General features: G+C 64.0%; 25 protein-coding genes. 8 read left to right on the forward strand and 17 right to left on the reverse strand.

Features of this window, described 5'->3' with window-relative positions; all coding sequences use genetic code 11:
* Positions 1-4: 4 nt before the first annotated feature.
* Complete coding sequence (locus ACR9YP_RS01820) at positions 5-676, reverse strand: response regulator (protein WP_091885267.1); 672 nt, start codon at positions 674-676, stop codon at positions 5-7.
* Between the two features lie 339 nt (positions 677-1,015).
* Between ACR9YP_RS01820 and ACR9YP_RS01825 the strand changes: the two genes are divergently transcribed.
* Positions 1,016-2,605 carry an MFS transporter gene (locus tag ACR9YP_RS01825; RefSeq protein WP_438110512.1) on the forward strand — a complete coding sequence of 530 codons (1,590 nt, stop codon included), beginning with the start codon at positions 1,016-1,018 and terminating at the stop codon, positions 2,603-2,605.
* A 69-nt stretch (positions 2,606-2,674) separates the two neighbouring features.
* Here the strand turns inward: ACR9YP_RS01825 and ACR9YP_RS01830 are convergent, their stop codons facing one another.
* Both ACR9YP_RS01830 and ACR9YP_RS01835 read right to left on the reverse strand, forming a co-directional pair.
* Positions 2,675-3,148, reverse strand: coding sequence for a secondary thiamine-phosphate synthase enzyme YjbQ (locus ACR9YP_RS01830; RefSeq protein ID WP_474218876.1), 474 nt, complete (start codon positions 3,146-3,148; stop codon positions 2,675-2,677).
* A gap of 154 nt (positions 3,149-3,302) precedes the next feature.
* Positions 3,303-3,824, reverse strand: a complete 522-nt coding sequence (locus ACR9YP_RS01835; protein ID WP_474218877.1) for a hypothetical protein — start codon at positions 3,822-3,824, stop codon at positions 3,303-3,305.
* Between the two features lie 358 nt (positions 3,825-4,182).
* Between ACR9YP_RS01835 and ACR9YP_RS01840 the strand changes: the two genes are divergently transcribed.
* From ACR9YP_RS01840 to ACR9YP_RS01860, 5 genes are all read left to right on the forward strand, one after another.
* Positions 4,183-4,557: an AtpZ/AtpI family protein gene (locus tag ACR9YP_RS01840; protein ID WP_370987822.1), complete on the forward strand. Its 375-nt coding sequence runs from the start codon at positions 4,183-4,185 to the stop codon at positions 4,555-4,557.
* 108 nt (positions 4,558-4,665) lie between these two features.
* A complete protein-coding gene (locus ACR9YP_RS01845) occupies positions 4,666-5,415 on the forward strand; it encodes a F0F1 ATP synthase subunit A (RefSeq protein ID WP_091885258.1) in 750 nt (249 codons plus the stop codon).
* Positions 5,416-5,468: 53 nt separating this feature from the next.
* On the forward strand, positions 5,469-5,699 hold the full coding sequence (locus ACR9YP_RS01850) for a F0F1 ATP synthase subunit C (RefSeq protein ID WP_007599451.1): 231 nt from the start codon (positions 5,469-5,471) through the stop codon (positions 5,697-5,699).
* Between the two features lie 65 nt (positions 5,700-5,764).
* Complete coding sequence (locus ACR9YP_RS01855) at positions 5,765-6,331, forward strand: F0F1 ATP synthase subunit B (protein ID WP_474218878.1); 567 nt, start codon at positions 5,765-5,767, stop codon at positions 6,329-6,331.
* A 5-nt stretch (positions 6,332-6,336) separates the two neighbouring features.
* Entirely contained in the window at positions 6,337-6,822 is a 486-nt protein-coding gene (locus tag ACR9YP_RS01860; RefSeq protein ID WP_474218879.1) for a F0F1 ATP synthase subunit B family protein, read from the forward strand.
* A gap of 226 nt (positions 6,823-7,048) precedes the next feature.
* On the opposite strand, the gene ACR9YP_RS01865 is transcribed toward ACR9YP_RS01860, so the two are convergent.
* The 5 genes from ACR9YP_RS01865 to ACR9YP_RS01885 all read right to left on the reverse strand — a co-directional run bounded on the left by ACR9YP_RS01865 (position 7,049) and on the right by ACR9YP_RS01885 (position 12,367).
* A complete protein-coding gene (locus tag ACR9YP_RS01865) occupies positions 7,049-7,699 on the reverse strand; it encodes a hypothetical protein (RefSeq protein ID WP_438110509.1) in 651 nt (216 codons plus the stop codon).
* A 146-nt stretch (positions 7,700-7,845) separates the two neighbouring features.
* Positions 7,846-8,433 (reverse strand): GNAT family N-acetyltransferase, encoded by a 588-nt coding sequence (locus ACR9YP_RS01870; protein WP_474218880.1) that lies wholly within the window; start codon positions 8,431-8,433, stop codon positions 7,846-7,848.
* A 36-nt stretch (positions 8,434-8,469) separates the two neighbouring features.
* A complete protein-coding gene (locus ACR9YP_RS01875) occupies positions 8,470-9,759 on the reverse strand; it encodes a M16 family metallopeptidase (protein WP_474218881.1) in 1,290 nt (429 codons plus the stop codon).
* Positions 9,756-11,174 (reverse strand): threonine synthase, encoded by a 1,419-nt coding sequence (thrC, locus tag ACR9YP_RS01880; protein WP_474218882.1) that lies wholly within the window; start codon positions 11,172-11,174, stop codon positions 9,756-9,758. Before thrC ends, ACR9YP_RS01875 begins: the two co-directional genes overlap by 4 nt.
* 548 nt (positions 11,175-11,722) lie before the next feature.
* Complete coding sequence (locus ACR9YP_RS01885) at positions 11,723-12,367, reverse strand: response regulator transcription factor (protein ID WP_091885239.1); 645 nt, start codon at positions 12,365-12,367, stop codon at positions 11,723-11,725.
* 86 nt (positions 12,368-12,453) lie between these two features.
* Between ACR9YP_RS01885 and ACR9YP_RS01890 the strand changes: the two genes are divergently transcribed.
* Positions 12,454-13,794, forward strand: a complete 1,341-nt coding sequence (locus tag ACR9YP_RS01890; protein ID WP_474218883.1) for a histidine kinase — start codon at positions 12,454-12,456, stop codon at positions 13,792-13,794.
* Between the two features lie 97 nt (positions 13,795-13,891).
* Here the strand turns inward: ACR9YP_RS01890 and ACR9YP_RS01895 are convergent, their stop codons facing one another.
* The 9 genes from ACR9YP_RS01895 to coxB all read right to left on the reverse strand — a co-directional run bounded on the left by ACR9YP_RS01895 (position 13,892) and on the right by coxB (position 20,961).
* Entirely contained in the window at positions 13,892-14,257 is a 366-nt protein-coding gene (locus tag ACR9YP_RS01895) for a nuclear transport factor 2 family protein (protein WP_091885231.1), read from the reverse strand.
* Between the two features lie 114 nt (positions 14,258-14,371).
* Complete coding sequence (locus tag ACR9YP_RS01900) at positions 14,372-15,124, reverse strand: SURF1 family protein (protein ID WP_474218884.1); 753 nt, start codon at positions 15,122-15,124, stop codon at positions 14,372-14,374.
* On the reverse strand, positions 15,121-15,522 hold the full coding sequence (locus tag ACR9YP_RS01905) for a DUF983 domain-containing protein (RefSeq protein ID WP_474218885.1): 402 nt from the start codon (positions 15,520-15,522) through the stop codon (positions 15,121-15,123). Before ACR9YP_RS01905 ends, ACR9YP_RS01900 begins: the two co-directional genes overlap by 4 nt.
* Before the next feature lie 99 nt (positions 15,523-15,621).
* Positions 15,622-16,518, reverse strand: coding sequence for a cytochrome c oxidase subunit 3 (locus ACR9YP_RS01910; protein WP_091885221.1), 897 nt, complete (start codon positions 16,516-16,518; stop codon positions 15,622-15,624).
* A gap of 79 nt (positions 16,519-16,597) precedes the next feature.
* Positions 16,598-17,236: a cytochrome c oxidase assembly protein gene (locus ACR9YP_RS01915; RefSeq protein WP_091885218.1), complete on the reverse strand. Its 639-nt coding sequence runs from the start codon at positions 17,234-17,236 to the stop codon at positions 16,598-16,600.
* A 4-nt stretch (positions 17,237-17,240) separates the two neighbouring features.
* Positions 17,241-17,405, reverse strand: coding sequence for a hypothetical protein (locus ACR9YP_RS01920; RefSeq protein ID WP_018644977.1), 165 nt, complete (start codon positions 17,403-17,405; stop codon positions 17,241-17,243).
* A 7-nt stretch (positions 17,406-17,412) separates the two neighbouring features.
* Complete coding sequence (locus ACR9YP_RS01925; protein ID WP_474218886.1) at positions 17,413-18,357, reverse strand: heme o synthase; 945 nt, start codon at positions 18,355-18,357, stop codon at positions 17,413-17,415.
* A gap of 60 nt (positions 18,358-18,417) precedes the next feature.
* Positions 18,418-20,034 carry a cytochrome c oxidase subunit I gene (gene ctaD / locus ACR9YP_RS01930; RefSeq protein WP_091885212.1) on the reverse strand — a complete coding sequence of 539 codons (1,617 nt, stop codon included), beginning with the start codon at positions 20,032-20,034 and terminating at the stop codon, positions 18,418-18,420.
* Between the two features lie 87 nt (positions 20,035-20,121).
* Complete coding sequence (coxB, locus tag ACR9YP_RS01935; RefSeq protein ID WP_370987813.1) at positions 20,122-20,961, reverse strand: cytochrome c oxidase subunit II; 840 nt, start codon at positions 20,959-20,961, stop codon at positions 20,122-20,124.
* Positions 20,962-21,409: 448 nt separating this feature from the next.
* Between coxB and ACR9YP_RS01940 the strand changes: the two genes are divergently transcribed.
* Entirely contained in the window at positions 21,410-21,940 is a 531-nt protein-coding gene (locus tag ACR9YP_RS01940) for an invasion associated locus B family protein (protein ID WP_438104363.1), read from the forward strand.
* Positions 21,941-22,355 lie beyond the last annotated feature (415 nt).

The raw sequence follows: 22,355 nt of genomic DNA on the forward strand, positions 1-22,355 counted from the left end.
GCTCTCACCCCGTCGGAGTGCCCTGCTTCCATTGGCCGCCGGCGATCTTCGCGGCGGCAATGACGGCCTGGGTGCGGCTCTCGACGCCGAGCTTTTGCAGGATGGCCGAGACGTGCGCCTTGATGGTGGCCTCGGAGACGCCGAGCTCGTAGGCGATCTGCTTGTTGAGGAGGCCCTCCGAGAGCATCATCAGGACCCGGACCTGTTGCGGCGTCAGCGTCACCAGGCGATCGCGGAGGCGCGTCATGTCGGGGTCGGACGCAGCCGACAGATCGGTGTCGGCGGGAACCCAGACGTCGCCTTCCATCACCTTGAGGATGGCGTCGCGCAGCGTCTCGACGCCGAACCGCTTCGGGATGAAGCCGGAGGCGCCGAAATCGAGCGAGCGGCGGATCGTGGCGCTGTCGTCGGAGGCCGAGACGATCACGACCGGGATCGCCGGATATTGCGCCCGCAGATAGATCAGGCCGGAAAAGCCCGAGATCCCGGGCATCGAGAGGTCGAGCAAGACCAGATCCACGTCGGAGGTCTGTTCCAGCAGCTTGGTCAGATCCTCGAACGATCCGGCCTCGTCGATCCTGGCCGAGGTCAGGACGCCCGCCACCGCCTGTCGCAGCGCATCGCGGAACAGGGGATGATCATCGGCAATGACGAGATGGGTCGTGGGAGCGTTCATCGTTCTCTTGCTGTCGTTCGCGACCGGCCGGCGAGTCGATGCGGCGGCGGGTCAATTCTTCCCTGCCCGGCCGTGGCATGCAAGTGCACATTATCCCTTTGCTGCAAAGGGGTTAATCCACAATCTCGTCCGGCCGCGCCGCACCCGATACCAGCACCGTCAGCTGCGCGTCAGTGCGCAAGGCCAAAAGTCGTATTGGGGAGGGTTTCACGGCGATGTTACCTTAACGATCAGGTCGCCCGGCTTTCCGACAGCAGCCGGGTCGCGAAACAACCGTTTGGGGAGCGAAAACTGATGACCATGGCTGCGACCGCGGACGGGACCGTCCGCACCCGAGGGATGACTGGCGAAGAGCGAAAGGTCATTTTCGCCTCTTCACTTGGCACCGTCTTCGAGTGGTACGATTTCTACATCTACGGCACGCTCGGCGCCTTCCTGGCAAAATACTTCTTCTCAAACGTGCCGCCGAATGTCGGCTTCATCTTCGCACTGCTCGCCTTCGCAGCCGGCTTTGCAGTCCGCCCCTTCGGCGCGCTGATCTTCGGCCGGCTCGGCGACATGATCGGCCGCAAATACACGTTCCTCGTCACCATGACGCTGATGGGCGTCGGCACCTTCTTCATCGGTCTGCTGCCGGGCTATGCGAGCTGGGGCCTCGCCGCGCCGATCGTGCTGATTGGTCTGCGCCTGATCCAGGGCCTGGCGCTCGGCGGTGAATATGGCGGTGCGGCGACTTACGTTGCCGAACATGCCCCGCAGAACCGGCGCGGCTATTACACGTCGTGGATTCAGACCACCGCGACGCTCGGTCTGTTTCTGGCGCTGCTGCTGATCCTCGGCATCCGCACCGCGATGGGCGAAGAAGCATTCGGCGATTGGGGTTGGCGCATTCCGTTCCTGCTCTCCGGCGTCCTGCTGGCGGTTTCGATCTGGATCCGCTTGAGCCTGAACGAGTCGCCGGTGTTCCAGCGCATGAAGGAAGAGGGCAAGACCTCGAAGCGCCCGCTCACCGAAGCCTTCGGCGAATGGAGCAATGCCAAGATCGCTATCTTGGCGCTGTTTGGCGCCACGGCCGGTGAAGCGGTGGTGTGGTACGGCGGACAGTTCTATGCCCTGTTCTTCCTCACCCAGACCCTGAAGGTACCGGCCGTGCCGGCGCAGATCATGATCGTGGTTGCGCTCGCCCTGGGCACGCCCTTCTTCATCATCTTCGGAATTTTGTCCGACAAGATCGGCCGCAAGCCGATCATCCTCGCCGGCTTCCTGCTTGCGATGGTGACCTACTTCCCGATCTTCAAGGGCATCACCCACTTCGCCAATCCGAAGCTCGAAGCAGCGCTGGCAGCCTCGCCAGTGACGGTGATCGCCGACCCCAGCGAGTGCTCGTTCCAGTTCAAGGCAACCGGCACTGAGAAGTTCACCACCGGCTGCGACATCGCCAAGGCCGCACTGGTGAACTTGTCGGTGAACTACCAGAACCAGGATGCGCCGAAGGGCACGGCGGCGACGGTCAAGATCGGCGAGCAGACGCTTACGGCCACCTCGCCCGATTTCGCCAAGGCTTTGCCCGCAGCGATCAAGGCTCATGGCTATCCGGCTTCCGCCGATCCGAACGACATGAACTATGTCATGACGACGGTCCTGCTCTGGATTCTCGTGATTTACGTGACGCTGGTCTACGCGCCGATCGCCGCCTGGCTGGTTGAGCTGTTCCCAAGCCGAATCCGCTACAGCGGCATGTCGCTGCCCTACCACATCGGCAACGGCTGGTTCGGCGGCTTCCTGCCGGCGACGGTGTTTGCGATCGTGGCTGCTACCGGGAACATCTATTCCGGCCTGTGGTACCCGGTCGCCATTGCCGCGATGAGCCTGGTGATCGGTTTCCTGTTCCTGCCGGAAACCAAGGATGTCGACATCAAGCAGATCTAGTTGAGATCAGCCGGAACCAAGGCTCCGGCGATCAGACACGAACGGCCGCGGATTCCGCGGCCGTTTTGCTTATGACGTCGCGCCGACGAACTGCAGCACGACCTCGCGCCGATGCGGCCGGCTGCGATGTTCGATCAGATAGATCGCCTGCCAGGTGCCGAGCGCGAGCTTGCCGTTCAGGACCGGGACCTGAAGCGAGGCATCCGTCAGCATCGTCTTGATATGCGCGGGCATGTCGTCAGGCCCCTCGGTGTCATGCATCCATCCGGCGTTCTCGGGCGCGAGCCGGGACAGCGCCGTGCTGAGATCGGCGAGCACGGAAGGGTCGGCATTCTCCTGAATCGTCAGCGAGGCCGAGGTGTGGCGAATGAACAGCGTCAACGCGCCCTCGCGCGCGTGCGCTTCAGCGATGAACTTGGCTGCCTCGCTGGTCAGATCGGTGAAGCCGTGACCCGGCGTCTGCACGGTGAGCAGCGACGATGTGACGGTGGCGGCCTGCACCGACGAGGGCGCCGAACGCGTTACCGATTTGCCTGATGTCATCAAAAATCCCTCCGGAAGCGCCGTAAGGTGGGCAAAAGGCGCAAAGCGCCGTGCCCACGTCTTGTCTCGTCATCGTGGAAACATGGTGGGCACGGCGCAAGGCGCCTTTGCCCACCCTACAAGAGCTCAATGCTTTGGCCGCGCGAAGGGGTCCTCAAATCTTCCCCGACACGTCCTTCTGCACGCGGTTGGCCATGTCGATAAGCCGGCGCCAGGCTCTTTCCAGGAACGACATCACGCGGTCGACATCCTGGTCGCTCGGCAGGGGGATCTCGATCTTACGCTCGCCCTCGGCGGCTTTCGGCTCCGCCTTCTTGAGCGGATCGGATTTCGGCAGCGGCTCGTCGATCTTGCCCGATACCGTCGGCCCGGCCGCGAGCTGGCCCTTCAGCTTCTCGACTTCGGCCTGAAGCCGGCCGATCTCGGCATCGAGTGCAGACCGCTCGTCAGGCACCGCGTAGCAAGCCCAGCCGGCGCCGTTCTTGGTGCAGGTCGACATGGTGCCGGTGCGGGTGTCGAGCCGCAACACGCCCTCGGGGATCGGCGTCATGCTGTAGCGGCCGTTTTCACTGTCGGGAGCGGATTGCGCGGCGACGAAGCCGCCGCTGACGACCATCACCACGGCGAACGTCGCTACCCCAAACCATGATGTTGTGGATGACGTCACAGGTCCCATCTTGCGCTCCGCCACGACGTGCAGGTGGCACTTTCGTAATTCTACACCCGCCGAGGCCATCCGCCGCCCAAAACGCACCACCGATATCAACGACCGCGACGGTCCCTTTGATCCCGGCAGCGCGGCGAAATGGCGGCTGCATCCGCCGATCATGCGGAGAGCTGCTGCGGTGCGGCGTCACGCTGTGTGCAGCGCTGCCGTGCGCGCCAATATCATCAACCAAATCAGATACATAACAGAAAGAGACGCAATCGTGACTTGGCTTGACTTGATTATAGGCCATCAGTATGGTCCGCGCGGCTTTTGAGGGTGGCGGGCGTAATTTCCATTCAGCCGCGGCGTTTCGGGTCTTCGTTGCATGACACAGGGCACGGGACACGGTGAGAATGGAGATCGCGATAGATCGTCCGAGGAAGCTGCGCTTTCCGAACGGCTCGGAAGTCTTGATCAGCGGTTGTCCGAACTTCGGGACCGGCGGAGCAAGACCGAGCAACCCGCAGGTAACGGTGAAGACGGAGCGGCCAGAGCCTCGGCGATGGCGCTTGGTTTCCGGTTATCCTCGGAGTTGGTCGCCGGCGTCGTTGTCGGAGCGGGGATTGGCTGGGGGTTCGACCGCTTGCTGTCGACGTCGCCTTTCGGATTTATCGTGTTCCTGCTGCTGGGCTTCGTCGCCGGCGTGGTGAATGTGGTGAGAACGGCGGGCGCGGGTCAAAACAGGCGCGGTGGTTCTTAAGCGATCCCCAGGAGAGGAATGATCGTGCCGGCTCGCCGGTACGGGCCGGCCTGGCCGGCAGACCGAGACCCGCCGGCATCGCCCGGCAGACCAAGAGATGCCGCGCTGATGAAAATCGACCCGATCCACCAGTTCAACATCGAGCCTCTCTTCACTCTGGGCCATATCGGCAATCATACGATCGCCTTCACCAATTCGTCGCTCTACATGCTGGTGGCCGTGGCGATCATCTCGATCCTGATGCTCGCCAGCGGCACGCAGCTGATTCCCGGGCGTCTGCAGTCCGTCGCAGAAATCTCCTACGAATTCGTCGCCTCGACCATCCGTTCGACGGCCGGCGCGGAAGGCATGAAGTTCTTCCCGCTGATCTTCTCGCTGTTCATGTTCATCTGCGTCTCGAATCTGGTGGGTATCATCCCCTACACCTTCACGGTGTCGAGCCACCTGATCGTCACCGCGGCGCTTGCGCTCCTGGTGTTCTTCACCGTCCTGATCTACGGCGTCTACAAGAACGGCCTGAAATTCTTCAAGATTTTCGTTCCCCACGGCGTCCCCATCTACATCCTGCCGCTGGTCATGTTCATCGAGGTCCTGTCGTTCTTCCTGCGGCCGGTCTCCCACAGCGTCCGTCTCTTCGCCAACATGCTGGCCGGCCACATCGCGCTGAAGGTATTCGCGGGATTCGTCGCCATGCTCGGCTTCTCGCTCGGCGCCATCGGCTGGGTCGGCGGCGTGCTGCCGCTGGCGCTCACGGTCGCGCTGACCTCGCTCGAGATCCTGGTCGCGTTCCTCCAGGCTTACGTGTTCGCGATCCTGACCTGCATCTACCTCAACGACGCCATTCATCCGGGACACTGAGCGGTCCGGGGAATTTCCACCCACAACGCAATCTTTCTTCCAAGGAGTCTAAAATGGATCCGGCAGCAGCAAAACTTATCGGCGCGGGCATCGCGTGCATCGGCATGGGCGGTGCGGGCGTCGGCGTGGGCGTGATCTTCGGCAACTACCTCGCCGCGGCCGTTCGCAATCCGTCGGCCGCTCAGGGCCAGTTCGGCAACCTGATCTTCGGCTTCGCCGTGACCGAAGCGCTCGGCATCTTCTCGCTGCTGATCGCGCTGCTGCTGCTGTTCGTTCCGCTCTGAGGACGACGTTTTTCGCGCCGTTCCAGTCCATGGGACGGCGCGCGTGACAGCAACAGGAGAACTCCATGGCTGAGAGTCATGGCGACGCAAAAGGTCCGGCGGCGGGCGCTCACACCGAGGCTGACGGTGGTCACCACGGTGGCGGTTTTCCGCCGTTCGAGAGCAGCAGCTTTGCTTCACAGCTGGTGTCGCTCGCGATCTTCTTCGTCCTGCTTTACGTGATCGTGTCCAAGCTCGCTCTGCCGCGCATCGGCGGTGCGATCGAGGCGCGGCAGAACAAAATCGAGGGCGACCTCGCCGAAGCGCAGAAGCTGAAGGACCAGTCCGACGCGGCGCTGAAGGCCTATGAAAGCGAGCTCGCTTCGGCGCGCACGCGGGCACAGGCGATCGGCAACGAATCCCGCGACAAGGCGAATGCGCAGGCGGACGCCGAGCGCAAGGCGCTGGAAGAGCAATTGGCGACCAAGCTCGCCGGGGCGGAGAAGACCATCGCCTCGACCCGCGCTGCCGCCATGAGCAACGTCCGCGGCATCGCGGCGGATGCGGCAGGCCAGATCGTGCAGCAGCTCACCGGCGTCGTTCCCGACGCAGCGTCGGTCAATGCCGCGGTCGATGCGTCCTTGAAGGGTTAGTCGAGATGTTCTTCGAACCTGAATTTTGGGTCGCCGTCGCCTTCGTGATCCTGATGGTCGTGTTCGGCTATCTCGGGATCTTCAAGACGGCGATGACCGCGCTCGATCATCGTGCCGACCGCATCAAGGCCGAGCTCGACGACGCCGCACGTCTCAAGCAGGAGGCAGCCAAGGTGCTCGCCGACTACAAGGCGCGCAGTGCCGCGGCCGAGCGCGAGGCTGCCGACATCATCGCCAATGCCAAGTCCGAAGCCGAGCGCATCGCGGCCGACGCCAAGGCGAAGATGGAAGACTTAGTCGCCCGCAGAACCAAGACCGCGGAGAGCAAGATCGCGCTCGCCGAGGCCCAGGCGCTGGCCGATGTCCGCGCCGCAGCCGCGGAAGCCGCCGTCCAGGCCGCCTCGACGATCCTGTCGCAGTCGGTCAAGGGCCAGGTCGCCGACGACCTGCTCGCCAAGGGCATCAACGAGGTTCGGCAGAAACTGAACTGAGGGGGGTCGCCTTCACCAATCAAAAAGCCGGCGCGATGAGCGCCGGCTTTTTTGTTTTCGACGCCACGACAACAACCACGGTGTCATCACCCGCGCAGGCGGGTGATCCAGTACGCCGCGGCCCCTCGGTTCTAACCTTGCTGTCTCGGATTACTGGATTGCCCGCCGGAGCGCTCGCAGAAGGCGAGATCCGGTGGCGGGCAATGACAGCTGAGGTCGTAGCCAATTACTTCCTCTTCCGCCCCTTCGGCTCGGGCGAGAGTGCCTGCGGGTCGAAGCCGACATAGAAGATGTAGGAATCGGCGACCGCTGCCGAGGGCATCGGGTAGGCCAGATCTTCGGCGACGAAGGTGAAGGGCACGCTGCCGCCCTCCGACATCTCGACCGTGGTCCGGTAGGCCTTCGACGCAATCACCTTCTCGCCGACGCCGCCCTGCACCACGGCGATACGCAAGGGGACCTCGACCGTCGCAGGCGCGCCGGCCGGGCCGGCGATAACACGGCCCTGGATTCCGATCCGGGCGGTGATATCGCCGCCGCTCCGGGCGCATTCGCGCGCCATCTTGGTAATCGTGGCCTGGAAGCGGATCTCATTGCCGACGGCCGGCTTGCCGCTGGCACCAACCGCATAGGTGGAGGCGCCGGCGCGCACGGTGACCTGCGGGCAATCGACGTCGTCATCGGCTGGCTGGCCGGGCGCGGGCGCCGGCTTGGGCTGCGCCGGCTCGTCGGACTTGCCGCCGAACAGGCTCTTGAAGCGGTCGCTCAAGGACTGGGCCGCCACCGGCGAGACGGACGCGAGCGCAATCGACAACGTCAACGCGACCACCGTCCCCCGCCGCAGCGCATTCCGCGATGACCGAAGCTCCTTCACCATCGACACCCATACTCCATGACAGCATTCCGGCCGATCGCAGGCCGGCCCGCGCCGTTATATCGCCAAAATCGGCGAACCCAAGGCAGGTAAATTACGGCAGCAAGCAGGGCGGGGCGACCAAGACTTTGGCCGCAGGAGGTGGCGGCTCAGCCGCGAAAATCCTCATGCAGCAGGCCGAACAGCAGGTGATCCTGCCAGATCCCGTTGATGCAGAGATAGCGGCGCGCCAGCCCCTCGCGGGAGAAGCCGCACTTCTCCAGCACCCGGATCGACGGCGCATTGGTGGGGATGCAGGCGGCCTCGACCCGGTGCAGGTTGAGCTCGCCGAACAGCGTCGGCAGCAGCACCCGCAGCGCCGCGGTCATGTAGCCGCGATGGGCGTAGGGCTGCCCAATCCAGTAGCCGATGGTGCCGGCCTGCACGATGCCGCGCCGTACATTGGCCAGCGTGATGCCGCCGACCATGGCGCCGTCGAGCTCGCGAAAGATCAGAAAGGGATAGGAACGATCCGCGGCGATGTCCTCGGAATAGCGGCGCAGACGGCGGCGGAAGCCGGACCGGGTGAGATCGTCCGAGGGCCAGATCGGCTCCCAGGGCGTGAGGTAGTCGCGGCTGGTTTCGCGCAAGTGAGCCCATTGCAGGAAATCCGACATCTGCGGAGCGCGCAGCAGCAACCCGTTGCCGCGCGGCACGAGGGCGGCGGGTCCACTGGATGGCAGGCGAAAGAGGGCCATGGTGATGCTTCCGGGGGCGGCGCCCCTGCGCGGCTCCTAATGCAGCCGCGCCTTGGCGCGCGCCCGGGTCAATCCTTCCGCAAAAGACACCGCCGTGTCCAGCCCCCTGCCGCTGCCCAATGCGACGACCGCAGGGCGGCTGCGCGAAAGCAGCGCACGCGCGGCATCCCGGGTCGATTCGACGCTGACGGCGTCGATTCGGGCCACCAGCTCCTGCACGGTCTGCGGCCGGCCATAGGCCAGCACATGCCGGGCAAGCTGCTCGGCACGGGACGAGCAGCTCTCCAGTGCCATCAACAGGCCCGCCTTCATCTGCGCCTTGGCCCGCGCGATCTCGGCCTCGGTCAGGGTTTCAACCGAATCATTCATGATGTCGACCACGACCTCCATCATCTCCGGCGCGTCGGCGGGATCGGTGCCGGTGTAGAGGCCGAAGAAGCCGGTGTCGGTGTAGGGCGCGTGGAAGGTGTAGATGGAGTAGCAGAGGCCGCGCTTCTCGCGAACCTCCTGGAACAGCCGCGACGACATCCCGCCGCCGAGAATGTTGGTGAAGACCTGGAGCGAAAACAGCGAGAGGTCGGTCTGCGGCACCCCTTCGAGCGCCAACGTCAGATGCGCCTGCTCGAGCTCGCGGTGGACCACTTTGGCGCCGCCCTGGCCGAACTGGGCGGATTGCGGTTTCGGTCCCGGCGTCGCTTCGAAGCTCGCGAAGCGCTTCTCGACCTCGGCGACCACCTGCTTGTGATCGACCGCGCCGGCAGCGGCCACCACCATGTCGGGCCCGCGATAATGCGTCGACAGATAGCCGCGGAGCATGTCGCGGTTGAAGCCGCGCAGCGTCTTGGCGGTGCCGAGCAGCGAACGGCCCATCGGCTGGTCGGGATAGCAGAGCTCGTTCAGATGCTCGAACACGACGTCGTCGGGTGTGTCCTGCGCAGCCCCGATCTCCTGCACGATGACGTTCTTCTCGCGCTCCAGCTCGTCCGACTCGAAAACGGGATTGGCGAGGATGTCGGCGAGCACGTCGAGCGCGAGCGGCACGTCGGCCTTCAGCACCCGCGCGTAATAGGACGTGGTTTCGGTCGAGGTGCCGGCATTGAGGTCGCCGCCGACCGCTTCGATCTCCTCGACAATCTCGCGCGAGGAGCGCGTCGTCGTGCCCTTGAACGCCATGTGCTCCAGAAGATGCGAGATGCCGTGCTCGTTCGGCCTCTCGTCACGCCCGCCGACGCCGGCCCAGACGCCGAGCGCGGCAGTTTCGAGATGGGGCATCTTGTCGGTGACGACGGTCAGGCCGGAGGCAAGCTTGGAAATCTCGACGCTCATCCGGCAACTCCCTGCTTTGCGGCGCGGCTGACCGACAGCACGAACCGCTCGACCTCGGCCTGATCGTTCTTCATCACCTTCATGTGCTCGGATTTGGTCATCAATCCGTCGAGCCAGGCGGGCAGTTGCGGCCGCTGGCCGCAGGCCGCCTCGACCGCGTCGGGGAATTTGGCCGGATGGGCCGTGGAGAGCACGATGCTCGGGACAGTCGTGTCGGTGGTGTCGCGGTCGGCGACCGCAAGCGCCACCGCGGTATGGGGATCGACTAGCTCGCCCGCCTCGCGCCAGGCGGCGCGGATCGCAGCCGCGGTTTCGGTCTCGTCGGCGCGGCCTGCGTCGAACTCCTCGCGGATCGCGGCCAGCGTCGCATCGGGCAGCACGAAGCGTCCGGACTGCTTCAGAGAATCCATCAGACGACGCACACCGGCCGCATCGCGCCCGCCGGCCTCGAACAGCAGCCGCTCGAAATTCGAGGAGATCTGGATGTCCATCGACGGCGACGCCGTGGCGTGCACCTCGCGCACCTCGTAGATCCCGGTCTTGAGCGTGCGGGCCAGGATGTCATTGACGTTGGCGGCGATGCGCAGCGTGCGCACCGGCAGCCCCATGCGCTTGGCGACGTAGCCGGCAAAGATGTCGCCGAAATTGCCGGTCGGCACGACGAAATCCACCGCGCGCGCCGGTGCACCGACGGCGACGGCCGAGGTGAAATAGTAGACCACCTGGGCAACGATACGCGCCCAGTTGATCGAGTTGACGCCGGACAGCGAGGTCGCATCGCGGAAGCGATGGTTGTTGAACATCCCCTTCACGAGCGCCTGGCAGTCGTCGAAGGTGCCTTCGACGGCGAGCGCGTGCACATTGGCCGCACCCGTCGTCGTCATCATCCGCTGCTGGACCTCTGAGATACGGCCGTGCGGGAACAGCACGATGAGGTCGACATTCTCCAGACCCGCGAAGGCTTCGACCGCGGCGCCGCCGGTATCGCCGGAGGTCGCAACCACGATGGTGGTGCGCTGGCCGCGCTTGGCGAGCACATGGTCCATCAGCCGCGAGATCAGCTGCATCGCCACGTCCTTGAAGGCGAGCGTCGGGCCGTGGAACAGCTCCAGCACGAACTGATGCGGCGACATCTGGCGCAGCGGCACCACCGCAGGATGTCGGAAGGTGGCATAGGCCTCGTTAGCCATGCGGCCAAGCTCGGCGTCCGTGATCTCGCCGCCTGTGAAGGGGCGAATCACGTCGACCGCGACCTCCCAATAGGGGCGGCCGAAGAAGCCGACGATGGCCTGCGCCGAAAGCTGCGGCCAAACGGCCGGCACATACAGGCCGCCATCGCGGGCGAGCCCGGTCAGCATTACGTCACAGAAGCCGAGTTCGGGGGCCTCGCCCCGGGTCGAGATATAACGAGTCAAACTGCCCTCCAAAGGCCGGCCGAGCGTGAGCCCGCTCGTTAAGCCTTTGATTTTACGAAAATACTTGTTAACAGCCAGCGGCTTTCGGCCACCATAAAGTGTTTTGCGGCATCGGGAAACCGCTTCCGGTCGCCCTCGTTGCTGAATGAAAAAGGGCTGCGGCTTTGCCGCAGCCCTTCTCTTGGAAGGTCTGTCGTTGTGTGCAGACCGGTTTGCCTCGTCGGGTCCCTCGACCCGCTAAAACTGTTCGCCCAAGCTTTCGTCAGCTGCAATCAAATCGTCAAGAGCCAAAACGGCAGGCGACGAACGACGTTCCTATTTTTCCCGGCGTGCTCAGGGCATTCTGTCGCGGATAGGAGCAACGACTTGCTCCTCATTGCTGGTTTTTCCCGAACCTATGGCCTGCCTGAGGAACGAATGCCGTGGCGACCGATTGGGTCGGCGGAGGGTGCCAGCCATCGCCCATGCATTGCCCGGCCGATGGCGACGCCGATCCGTCGACCGAACCGCTGCATCCTGGAGCAGCCGGTTCGGTCGTTGGCGGGAGATCAATTCATCCCGATTTCCACGGCGATCCGGATCAGATCGGAATGGTTCTTGGCCCCGAGCTTCTGCTTGAGGAGGGACGTGGTGTTCGCGACGGTCTTGTAGGAGATGCCGAGCGCCTCAGCCACTTCGACGATTTTGTCGCCGCGTCCGAGCAGGCGGAGAATTTCGAGCTCCCGCGGCGTCATCTGCGAGGCGGGATTGGCCTTGATCGCCGCACCGGAAAACGTCACGGCTTCCGCGAGCTGCGGCGAGATGAAATTGTCGCCTGCGACCACCTTGCGCACCGCTTTCAGCAGGATCCTGGGATCGTCGCCCTTGGAGACATAACCCTGCGCCCCAAGCTCGACCGCCCGCACCACGAAGGCCGGATCGTCGTTCATGCTGAACATGATGATCTTGGCGCCCGGATCGTCCTTGCGGATGCGTCGCATCAGCTCGAAGCCGGAGACATCAGGCAGGCTGATGTCGATCACGGTGACGTCGGGCCGCTTGCTGACATAGGCGCGATGCCCGGATTTGGCGTCGGTCGCCTCGTCGATACGGATCGAGTGGTCGGAGGCGAACAGGGTGCGACAACCGGACAGCACCACGGGATGGTCGTCGACGATCAGGACCCTGGTCGCCGGTCTGGCGGTATCTTGCATCGCGCGCTCTCTTGTTTTTCGACTCATAGACCGGCGGGAACAAATGGAAAGAGAGAATCCCACCAAAACACGTTAGAATTGACCTAATGTGGCAACGGCTCTCATTCCGGACGCAATTGTTTCTTCCGCTTGGCGCGAGCCTTCTCGCGGCACTGATCCTGGGCGGCATGCTGCTTCAGACCTTCGCGGGGGGCCAGCTCGCTGAGGAAAATGAGCCGCGCCAGCGTTCGGCCCGGGCAATCGCCACCGCGCTCAACAACACCCTGCGCGCGTCGGACAAGCCACGGCAGACACTCGATGCCTTTGTCCATTCATTGGGTACCTCCTCCGATATCCAATTCCGCGCCGCCGAGGAGGGTCCCGCGCCCTCCCCGAAAGGCGGCCTGCGCAGCCTGCATGGCGTGCCGCAATGGTTCATCGAGCTGCTTGTCATCCCGGAGATGGACGCGGCGTCCCCGGTCATCATCGACGGCAGGCGTGTAGGAGATCTCGTCTTCCTCCCGGACCTGTCGGCCGACTTGTTCGAGAAATGGATCGGCTTTCTCGCGCTGATCTGCCTCGTCCTCGCGCTCATGGTGCTCACGGGCACCATCGCCTATGTCTTCGCGGGATCGGCGCTGCGGCCCCTGCGAAATCTCGGCGAGGGGCTCACGCGGATACGGCGCGGCGACTACGCAACGCCGATTCCCGTCGCCGGCCCGCCGGAGATCCGGCAGAGTTGCGAGGAGGCCAATTCGCTGGCCGCAACGCTGGCGCAATTGAGCGCGGACAATCGCAACCTCCTGCACCGCCTGGTGTCGCTTCAGGATGACGAGCGGCGCGACCTCGCCCGCGAGATGCATGACGAACTCGGGCCGCTGTTGTTCAGCATCCGCGCGGGGACGATCGCCTTGATCGAGGCATCTTCACCTGCAGGAAATCTCGGCAATTCGGCGCAGGAGGTGCTGCAATCGATCGAGGCGCTCCAGCAGACCAACCGCCGTATTCTCGACCGGCTGCGACCGCTCTATATCGAGGAGCTGGGCCTCGCGACCAGCGTGCAGACACTGCTGCAAAACTTTCGCAAGCAGTCACCGCATATCGGCCTGACGGCCACGATCGATCCCGGTCTCAACGGGATCGACGGACCGCTGGCCCAGACCGTCTATCGCGTGATCCAGGAGGCGCTGACCAACGTGCTGCGCCATGCCAAAGCCAGCAATGCCCATGTGCAGGCGACCGTCGCCGGCGAGACGCTCGTCGTCGAGATCTCCGACGACGGCGGCGGCTTTCCCGCCGGCAACGTCTTCGGCCGGGGTCTGACCGGCATGCATGAGCGCGTGCGCGCGCTCAGTGGATCGCTGTCACTGCTGCGCGCGGATAACCGAACGTATATACGCTGCCGTCTTCCGGTCGAGACGACGCGGGATGCGCCATTATCAGGCTAAAGCGCGATGAGATTGGGGTGAATCGTCATCGCGCTTTAGGTTATTGCTTGAGCATGAACTTTTCGGAAAACCGCTGCGCACTTTTCCGGATCATGCTTTAGCACGCGCAACCGGCATGCGCGCTCTGCCGCGCCGGCTCGCACAGCGTGCTGCGGATCTTGCCTTCGGGGCTGAAGCGAAACGAAGCATGAATGTGCAGCGCGCCGGCGACGGAATATTCGAGTTCGACGCCATGAGGCGCGGGATGGATCTCCTCCAGTCCGAAACCCACCGACGCGAAGGCGCTGAGCCGCGGCTGCCAATAGGCTTCGAGCTCGCTCCGGCCGCAATATCGGTGCATGCCGTTGCACATGCATTCGAGCTGGGCGTCGTCGGCATAGAGATCGAGCAGCGTCGTGAGGTCGCCCTTCCGACAGGCGTCCACCCAATCGACGACAATTCCCATCTGATCAAAATCACTCACGCTGCAATCCTCTGCCGGGGACAAGCACTGGCGGCTTAGGACTACACTCGTGAATATGCGCTGAATGGTAAAGCCCGGGCGATACCGGGTTCCCTCGTGGATCTACGGACAAAATCAGCTCGGCCGCCGCCCCCTCACCCACACCGCAAAAGCGATCAACAGGGCGCCTGCGAGCGTGAACCAAGTGATGGCGTATTGCAGGTGATCGTCTTTCAAATGCACGTCGAGCGGACCGGGACGTGGAATGCCGTTCTCGGGCATCGGCTGCTCCAGGTCGATATAAAACGGCGCGACCGTCCCCCAGCCGAGCGCGCTCGCGATTCCCAGATGATCGCGCACGAACCAGAGTCGCTTGTCGCGGTTCTCCGCCGGTGTCAGCCAGCCTGCTGGTTCCGGGAACCGGAGATAGCCGGTGAGCACGGCCGGCTGACCCGTGACGAGCTGCCTCACCGCGCGATCCTCGACGCTGCGATCCTGCATCGTGTTCTCGACGAAGCCGGCATCGATCACGACCATCTCGCCGCTCGGAAGCCGCGCCGGCAGGAACGCCCAGGTGCCGGGGCCGACAGCGTCCTTGCGCACGGCCGAGCCGGATGAATAGACCATCGCATCGGGCAGCGGGGCGTAGATTGCGGTGAAGCTGACGCGGCGAAATTCGTCGCGCGCGGGATTGAGCGCAGCCCATTGCGCGGGCGCAGGCAGCGCGACCGGCGCGGCCGCAAGCCGTTCGGTGAGAGCGGCGATCAGCTCGTGCTTGGCTGTCCGGCGCTGCAATTGCCAGATGCCGAGTGCGACGAAGACGGCCGTCAGGAGCAACGTGAACAGCGCAAAGCCGGCCACGCGAGGCTTGCGCACACTCCCGTTCATTTCGCGCGGTCGATGAGCCGGCCCGGCGCTGCCTTGTGGTGGAATTGCAGCGCGATTAGCAGCGACTTCATCGCGCGCAGCGGCAATAGCGTGGTGGCGAGGATCAGCGGCAGCCAGAGCACCGCATGCAGCCAGAACGGCGGCTGATACTTGACCTCGACGACGAGCGCGCAGCCGACCACGATCGCTCCGGCCAGCATGATGATGAAGATCGCCGGACCATCACCGCTATCGATGAAGGCGTAGTCGAGCCCGCAGCGGTCGCAGCGAGGCGCAAGCGTCAGGAAGCCCGCATAGAGCTTGCCCTTGCCGCAGCGCGGACATTTGCAGGCGAGCCCGCGCAGCGCGCTTTGCAGGACGGTGGTTTCGGGCTCGGATGGGCCGGCGGTGTCGTTCATGATGGCAAACTCTATCACAGTTTCCGCCGAAGCTTCCGGCGGCCGGAAAGCGAAAGGGCGGCACCACGGCCGCCCCTTCTGATCATCCGCCTCGCAGGCTCAGTGCGCGCCGTGGGCCATGGTCTCGGCGCCGTGTCCCCAGACATAGATGCAGAGGAACAGGAACAGCCAGACCACGTCGACGAAGTGCCAGTACCAAGCAGCGAACTCGAAGCCGAGATGCTGCTTCGGCGTGAAGTGGCCGGCATAGGCGCGGAACAGGCAGACCAGCAGGAAGATGGTGCCGACCAGCACGTGGAAGCCATGGAAGCCGGTCGCCATGAAGAAGGTCGCACCGTAGACGTTGCCGCCAAACGAGAACGCCGCGTGGCTGTACTCATAGGCCTGCACGCAGGTGAAGAGCGCACCCAGCACGACGGTGAGGATCAGGCCGTATTTCAGGCCCTGACGATCGTTCTCGAGCAGCGCGTGGTGCGCCCAGGTCACGGTGGTGCCGGAGGTAAGCAGGATCAGCGTGTTCAGGAGCGGCAGATGCCAGGGATCGAAGGTCTCGATGCCCTTTGGCGGCCAGGTGCCGGGAACGGAGCAGGCACCGGCCTGGGTGCCGAGGCCGCAGCCGAACACGGCATCGCGCGTGGCATGGACGGCGTCCGCGGGGAACAGCGCCGCGTTGAAATAGGCCCAGAACCAGGCCACGAAGAACATCACCTCGGAGGCGATGAACAGGATCATGCCGTAGCGATGATGGAGCTGCACGACGCGGGTGTGGTCGCCCTTGTACTGGGCTTCCTTGATCACGTCGCCCCACCAGCTCGCCATAGTGTAGAGCACGCCGACGGTGCCGACGCCGAACACGATCGGGGCAGCCGAGAACATGTGGTGCATCCAGGCGATCGCGCCAACCGCCATGATGAAGGCCGACAGCGAGCCGACGGCCGGCCAGGGAGAGGGATCGACCAGGTGATAGTCGTGATGCTTGGTGTGCGCCGTTGCCATTTGCGGTCTCTCTCCTCAATCCCGTGCCTATCAGGCACTTATCCCCTTGTGTCCAACCCCCGAGCCATGAACCCGGCGATCAGAGATTTCCCTTGCGTTTGTCGCGTTCGCCGGATGCCAGCGGCTTCACCACGGGATCCTTCACCGGATAGAACGTGTAGGACAGCGTGATCGTGTTCAGCCCGTCATTCTCGTGGTCGTCGGCGATCGACGGATCGACGTAGAACACGACCGGCATCTCCCGTTTCTCGCCGGGCGCCATGGTCTGCTCGGTGAAGCAGAAGCAGTTGATCTTCTGGAAATATGACCCAACCGTCAGCGGCGCGACGTTATAGGCGGCCTGGCCCGCGGTGGTGCGCGCGGCCTGGTTGGTCACGGTGTAGTAGATGGTCGTGACCTGACCGATATTGACCTCGATCTCGCTCTGCTCGGGCTCGAACTTCCAGGGCAGGCCCGGCGCGACGTTGGAATCGAAACGCACCGAGATTTTTCGCGCGATCGGGCCGGTCGCTGGCGCGGAGGTCGCGACCTGGGTGGTGCCGTTGAAGCCGGTAGCGCGGCAGAACCAGTTGTAGAACGGCACTGCCGCGTAGGATGCCCCCACCATCAGCGCCACCACGCCGCCGCAGATGGAAGCAACCACCACATCGCGACCCAGCCCGCGGCGCTTGGCCGGCTTGGCGCTGACGTCCTGCGATATGGTCGGCTCGTGATCCATCTTCCTACATCGGCCGCACTAGAACTGCCGGTCCCTTGACCATGGTGACGGCGAAGAACAGCACCACGAGCACGCCGAGCGCCAAAGCAATGGCGATCGAGCGCTGACGACGGCTCTTCTTCTGCGCCTCGGTGAGGACGATTCCATCTGGCTCGGGTTTGTCGGCCATCCCTGCCTCATGCGCCCCATGCCATCGGAGCAAGCGCCCGGAACACGACCTCGGCCAGCAAGGTTGCGAATAGCGCGAACAGATAAAGGATGGAGAAGGCAAACAGCTTGCGGGTCGCGCGCAGCGACTGGCTGCGCTCGCGGCGCATGTAGACGTTGATGGCGAGCACCAGCATGCCGGCACCAAGGATCAGCGAGACGATGCCGTAGATGGCGTCGAAATAGCCGAGCGCCCAGGGCGCGGCGGCGACCGCGATCAGCACGATGGTGTAGAGCAGGATCTGGAGCCGCGTCGCGTCGGGACCGGCGACATTGGGCAGCATCGGAATGCCGGCACGGGCGTAATCGTCCGAGCGGAACAGCGCCAGCGCCCAGAAATGCGGCGGCGTCCAGAAGAAGATGATGGCGAACAGCAGCAGCGGCTCGACGTCGACCGTGCCCGTCACGGCGGCCCAGGCCACCACCGGCGGCAGCGCGCCGGCGGCGCCGCCGATCACGATGTTCTGCGCGGTCCAGCGCTTCAGACACATCGTGTAGATCACGACGTAGAAGAAGATGGTAAAGGCGAGCAGCGCGCCCGCGATCCAGTTGACGAGGATGCCGAGCGTCATCACCGAGAAGAAAGCGAGCGTCATGCCGAACGCCATCGCCTCGGGACGGGTGATGCGGCCGCGCGGGATCGGCCGGTTCGCCGTGCGCGACATCTTGGCGTCGATGTCGCCTTCGAGCGCCATGTTGAGCGCGCCGGAGGCACCGGCACCGACGGCGATGCAGAGCAGCGAGGTGATCGCCAGCACGGGGTGGAAATGCCCGGGCGCCATCGCCATCCCGACCAGCGCGGTGAAGATCACCAGCGACATCACCCGCGGCTTGAGCAGCGCGATGTAGTCGCCGACCTCCGCTTCGGAGATGCGGGGATTGATGTCGATGGCGTTGTGGTCGAGGACGGACACTTAATTCAACTCGCTTCGTGAACAGCCGCGGCGCCCGTCTCGGGCGCCGCGGACGATGGCTTACTGCACGCGCGGCAGCACTTCGAACTGGTGGAAGGGCGGCGGCGAGGACAGCGTCCACTCCAGCGTGGTCGCCCCCGCACCCCAGGGATTGTTGCCCGCCGGCACCCTGCGCATGAAGGCGTCGAGCACGCAGTAGAGGAAGATCAAGACGCCGAAGCCGGAGATATAGGAGCCGACCGAGGAGACCAGGTTCCAGCCTGCGAACGCATCGGGATAGTCGACGTAGCGGCGCGGCATGCCCGACAGACCCAGGAAGTGCTGCGGGAAGAACACCATGTTGACGCCGATGAAGGTGACCCAGAAGTGGGCCTTCGCCAGCGTCTCGTTGTACATGTAGCCCGACATCTTCGGGAACCAGTAGTACCAGCCCGCGAAGATCGCGAACACGGCGCCGAGCGACAGCACGTAGTGGAAGTGCGCAACGACGTAGTAAGTGTCCTGCAGCACGCGGTCGACGCCCGCGTTCGCCAGCACGACGCCGGTGACGCCGCCGACCGTGAACAGGAAGATGAAGCCCACGGCCCAGATCATCGGCGCGCGGAATTCGATCGAACCGCCCCACATCGTGGCGATCCAGGAGAAGATCTTCACGCCGGTCGGAACCGCGATGACCATCGTGGCGGCAACGAAATAGGCCTGCGTCGCCGAGGACATGCCGACCGTGTACATGTGGTGTGCCCACACTACGAAGCCGATGCCGCCGATCGCGACCATGGCGTAGGCCATGCCGAGATAGCCGAATACGGGCTTGCGCGAAAAGGTCGAGACGATCTGGCTGACCATGCCGAAGCCGGGCAGGATCAGGATGTACACCTCGGGGTGGCCGAAGAACCAGAACAGGTGCTGGAACAGCACGGGATCGCCGCCGCCGTCGGGCGCGAAGAACGTCGTGTGGAAATTGCGGTCGGTCAGCAGCATGGTGATCGCACCGGCGAGCACCGGCAGCGACAACAGCAGCAGGAACACCGTCACCAGGATCGACCACACGAACAGCGGCATCTTGTGCAGGGTCATGCCCGGCGCGCGCATGTTGAAGATCGTGGTGATGAAGTTGATGGCGCCGAGGATCGACGAGGCGCCCGCCAGATGCAGCGACAGGATCGCGAAGTCGACGGCCGGGCCCGGATGACCGGAGCTCGACAGCGGCACATACATGGTCCAGCCGGCGCCGACGCCGTTGGCGCCCGGCTCGCCCTCGACGAAGGTCGACATCAAGAGCAGCGCAAAGGAGGCCGGCAGCAGCCAGAACGAGATGTTGTTCATGCGCGGGAACGCCATGTCGGGCGCGCCGATCATCAGCGGCACGAACCAGTTGCCGAAACCGCCGATCATCGCGGGCATGACCATGAAGAAGATCATGATCAGGCCGTGCGAGGTCACGAAGACGTTGTAGGTGTGCGTCTCGTGGAAGATCTGCACGCCCGGATACATCAGCTCGGCCCGGATCGCGATCGACATCGTGGCGCCGATGACGCCGGCGATGACCGCGAAGATCAGGTACATCGTGCCGATGTCCTTGTGGTTGGTCGAATAAACGTAGCGCCGCCATCCGGTCGGATGGGCGTGCTCGTCATGATGCGCGTGATCGCCGTGTGCCGCTGCGCTCGTTGCCATTTTCAAATCCTGCCTTGCGTCCCATTCGGACCTTATGCGGTCCCGCCCTTCATGTCGCTTTCAGTCCCTCGAGCCTGCGCCCGGCGCTTACTGCGTCGGGCCGGCCGCGGAGGCGTAGGTGCTGGTGCCGCCGCTCGCAAATTTCTTCTTCGCGGTCTCGACCCAGGAGGCAAACTCCTGGTCGTCGACCACTCGGATCGCGATCGGCATGAAGGCATGATCCTTGCCGCACAGTTCCGAGCACTGGCCGTAATACATGCCGGTCTTGGTGGCCTTGAACCAGGTCTCGTTCAGCCGCCCCGGAATGGCGTCGATCTTGACGCCGAAAGCCGGCAGCGCGAAGGCGTGGATGACGTCCGCGCCCGTGGTCTGGACCCGAATCACCTTGTTGACCGGCACCACCATCTCGTTGTCGACGCCGAGCAGGCGGGGCTGCTTGTCCTGGGCCATCAGCGAGTCGAACTCGAACTTGCCGTTATCAGGATAGGCATAGGACCAGTACCACTGCTTGCCCGTCGCCTTGACGGTCAGATCCGCCTTCGGCACGTCGAGCTCGAGGAACAGGAGGCGGAACGACGGCACCGCGATGCCGACCAGGATCAGCACCGGAACCAGGGTCCACACCACCTCGATCAGCGTGTTGTGGGTGGTCCGCGACGGCACCGGATTGGCCCTCGCATTGAACTTGATGACCACGACCACGAGCAGCGCCAGGACGAACAGCGTGATCAAGGTGATCAGCACCAACAGGAAGTTGTGGAACCAGACGATGTTATCCATCACCGGCGAGCCGGATTGCTGGAGCGCCCACTCCCACGGCGCCGGTTGCCCGAGCTCGGCGAATGCCACACCGCCCGTCGCCAGCGTCAGACCCGCCACGGCCAATCCCAGCAACTGCCGGCCCATCCGGCCCATCGACATCCTCATGCCGTTCGCGCTCCCCTTACGAAATCACCCCACGTGCATTCCCCTGTTTCCGGGAAACGCTTATTCGATCCGCCCGTCTGACAAACCGCCGCGCAAGAATACCTCTAAGAGGAATTGGGGCCAGATCGCTAGAACGCCGTAATCAAGCCTCTCAAACCATAATTCTTGATCTATCGCAATGCAGTCTTGGGCCTCATCTGCCAGGCATCACCCGCAAGATATTTCCTAGTAAGATCAGAGAAAAATACCGTTTCCCGGTATGCTGCGGCTTGACAGCGGAATTGCCCGCGGTAGGCACTGGCAGACAGCCGCGCAGGATCCTGATTCGTGCGGGCGATGGTGGTGCGCGACGGCGCGGAATTTGCTTGGGAATTGCCTTCAAGACGCCGTCATTCCCGTATCAGTCCGCCAGGTGCGAGCGACCCAGGCGAGCAGAGGGACCGACCCGATGGGGCTTTCGAGATGCATGGCAAGGCAGGCTGGCGGCCTCACGATGCTGGCCGCCCTGCTGGCGGTTGCCTTCGTGGCGCTGCCCGGTCTTGCCCATGCGCAGGGCGCGGTGCGCTCCGTCCATGGCGACTGGCAGATCCGCTGTGACACCCCGCCCGGCGCCCAGACCGAGCAATGCGCCCTGATCCAGAGCGTGGTGGCGGAAGACCGCTCCAATGCCGGCCTGACCGTGATCGTGCTCAAGACCGCCGATCAGAAGAGCCGCCTGATGCGGGTGGTCGCCCCGCTCGGCGTGCTCTTGCCCTCCGGCCTCGGCCTCAAGCTCGACAACCAGGACGTCGGCCGCGCCGGTTTCGTCAGATGCCTGCCCAACGGCTGCGTCGCGGAAGTGGTGATGGACGACAAGCTGCTGGGCCAGCTCCGCAGCGCCAAGACTGCGACCTTCATCATCTTCGAGACCCCTGAAGAAGGCATCGGCTTCCCGCTCAGCCTGAATGGGCTGGGTGAGGGCTACGACAAACTGCCGTAAAGCGCGATGAGATTGGGACGAATCGTCTTCGCGCCTTAGGTCGTTGTTTAAGCATGATCTTATTGGAAAACAGCTTCGCACTTTTCCGGATCATGCTTTAGCGGCGCTCACGCCTTGTCGACGCGATAAAGCTCCGTGTCGCACCAGCCGCAGCGATAGATGCGTCCTCTGCCGGCCACTGGCCCCACCAGCGCCTTTCGCTGACATGTCGCGCAGAGGATACCGTCAACCGTGTCGCAGCCCGGGTGAGCTGCGACATAGGCCTCGCGCGTGGGATAGGATGTCCAGCGGCGTCGATAGACGAACTGATTGAAGATCAGAACCAAAGCCAGCGCGGCAAAGCCGATGATCAGGCCGTGATACTGATCCTAGAACACAGTCAGGGAATTCCACATGCTCTGTCGGCGGCTCCGAC

The organism is Bradyrhizobium sp. BR14999, from assembly GCF_056106085.1.

Excerpts from the sequence above, each read along its gene's own strand:
- ACR9YP_RS01820 (WP_091885267.1), bottom strand. The coding sequence starts at position 676 with ATGAACGCTCCCACGACCCATCTCGTCATTGCCGATGATCATCCCCTG.
- ACR9YP_RS01825 (WP_438110512.1), top strand. The coding sequence starts at position 1,016 with ATGACTGGCGAAGAGCGAAAGGTCATTTTCGCCTCTTCACTTGGCACC.
- ACR9YP_RS01830 (WP_474218876.1), bottom strand. The coding sequence starts at position 3,148 with ATGACATCAGGCAAATCGGTAACGCGTTCGGCGCCCTCGTCGGTGCAG.
- ACR9YP_RS01835 (WP_474218877.1), bottom strand. The coding sequence starts at position 3,824 with ATGGGACCTGTGACGTCATCCACAACATCATGGTTTGGGGTAGCGACG.
- ACR9YP_RS01840 (WP_370987822.1), top strand. The coding sequence starts at position 4,183 with ATGACACAGGGCACGGGACACGGTGAGAATGGAGATCGCGATAGATCG.
- ACR9YP_RS01845 (WP_091885258.1), top strand. The coding sequence starts at position 4,666 with ATGAAAATCGACCCGATCCACCAGTTCAACATCGAGCCTCTCTTCACT.
- ACR9YP_RS01850 (WP_007599451.1), top strand. The coding sequence starts at position 5,469 with ATGGATCCGGCAGCAGCAAAACTTATCGGCGCGGGCATCGCGTGCATC.
- ACR9YP_RS01855 (WP_474218878.1), top strand. The coding sequence starts at position 5,765 with ATGGCTGAGAGTCATGGCGACGCAAAAGGTCCGGCGGCGGGCGCTCAC.
- ACR9YP_RS01860 (WP_474218879.1), top strand. The coding sequence starts at position 6,337 with ATGTTCTTCGAACCTGAATTTTGGGTCGCCGTCGCCTTCGTGATCCTG.
- ACR9YP_RS01865 (WP_438110509.1), bottom strand. The coding sequence starts at position 7,699 with ATGGTGAAGGAGCTTCGGTCATCGCGGAATGCGCTGCGGCGGGGGACG.
- ACR9YP_RS01870 (WP_474218880.1), bottom strand. The coding sequence starts at position 8,433 with ATGGCCCTCTTTCGCCTGCCATCCAGTGGACCCGCCGCCCTCGTGCCG.
- ACR9YP_RS01875 (WP_474218881.1), bottom strand. The coding sequence starts at position 9,759 with ATGAGCGTCGAGATTTCCAAGCTTGCCTCCGGCCTGACCGTCGTCACC.
- ACR9YP_RS01885 (WP_091885239.1), bottom strand. The coding sequence starts at position 12,367 with ATGCAAGATACCGCCAGACCGGCGACCAGGGTCCTGATCGTCGACGAC.
- ACR9YP_RS01890 (WP_474218883.1), top strand. The coding sequence starts at position 12,454 with ATGTGGCAACGGCTCTCATTCCGGACGCAATTGTTTCTTCCGCTTGGC.
- ACR9YP_RS01900 (WP_474218884.1), bottom strand. The coding sequence starts at position 15,124 with ATGAACGGGAGTGTGCGCAAGCCTCGCGTGGCCGGCTTTGCGCTGTTC.
- ACR9YP_RS01905 (WP_474218885.1), bottom strand. The coding sequence starts at position 15,522 with ATGAACGACACCGCCGGCCCATCCGAGCCCGAAACCACCGTCCTGCAA.
- ACR9YP_RS01910 (WP_091885221.1), bottom strand. The coding sequence starts at position 16,518 with ATGGCAACGGCGCACACCAAGCATCACGACTATCACCTGGTCGATCCC.
- ACR9YP_RS01915 (WP_091885218.1), bottom strand. The coding sequence starts at position 17,236 with ATGGATCACGAGCCGACCATATCGCAGGACGTCAGCGCCAAGCCGGCC.
- ACR9YP_RS01920 (WP_018644977.1), bottom strand. The coding sequence starts at position 17,405 with ATGGCCGACAAACCCGAGCCAGATGGAATCGTCCTCACCGAGGCGCAG.
- ctaD (WP_091885212.1), bottom strand. The coding sequence starts at position 20,034 with ATGGCAACGAGCGCAGCGGCACACGGCGATCACGCGCATCATGACGAG.
- coxB (WP_370987813.1), bottom strand. The coding sequence starts at position 20,961 with ATGAGGATGTCGATGGGCCGGATGGGCCGGCAGTTGCTGGGATTGGCC.
- ACR9YP_RS01940 (WP_438104363.1), top strand. The coding sequence starts at position 21,410 with ATGGGGCTTTCGAGATGCATGGCAAGGCAGGCTGGCGGCCTCACGATG.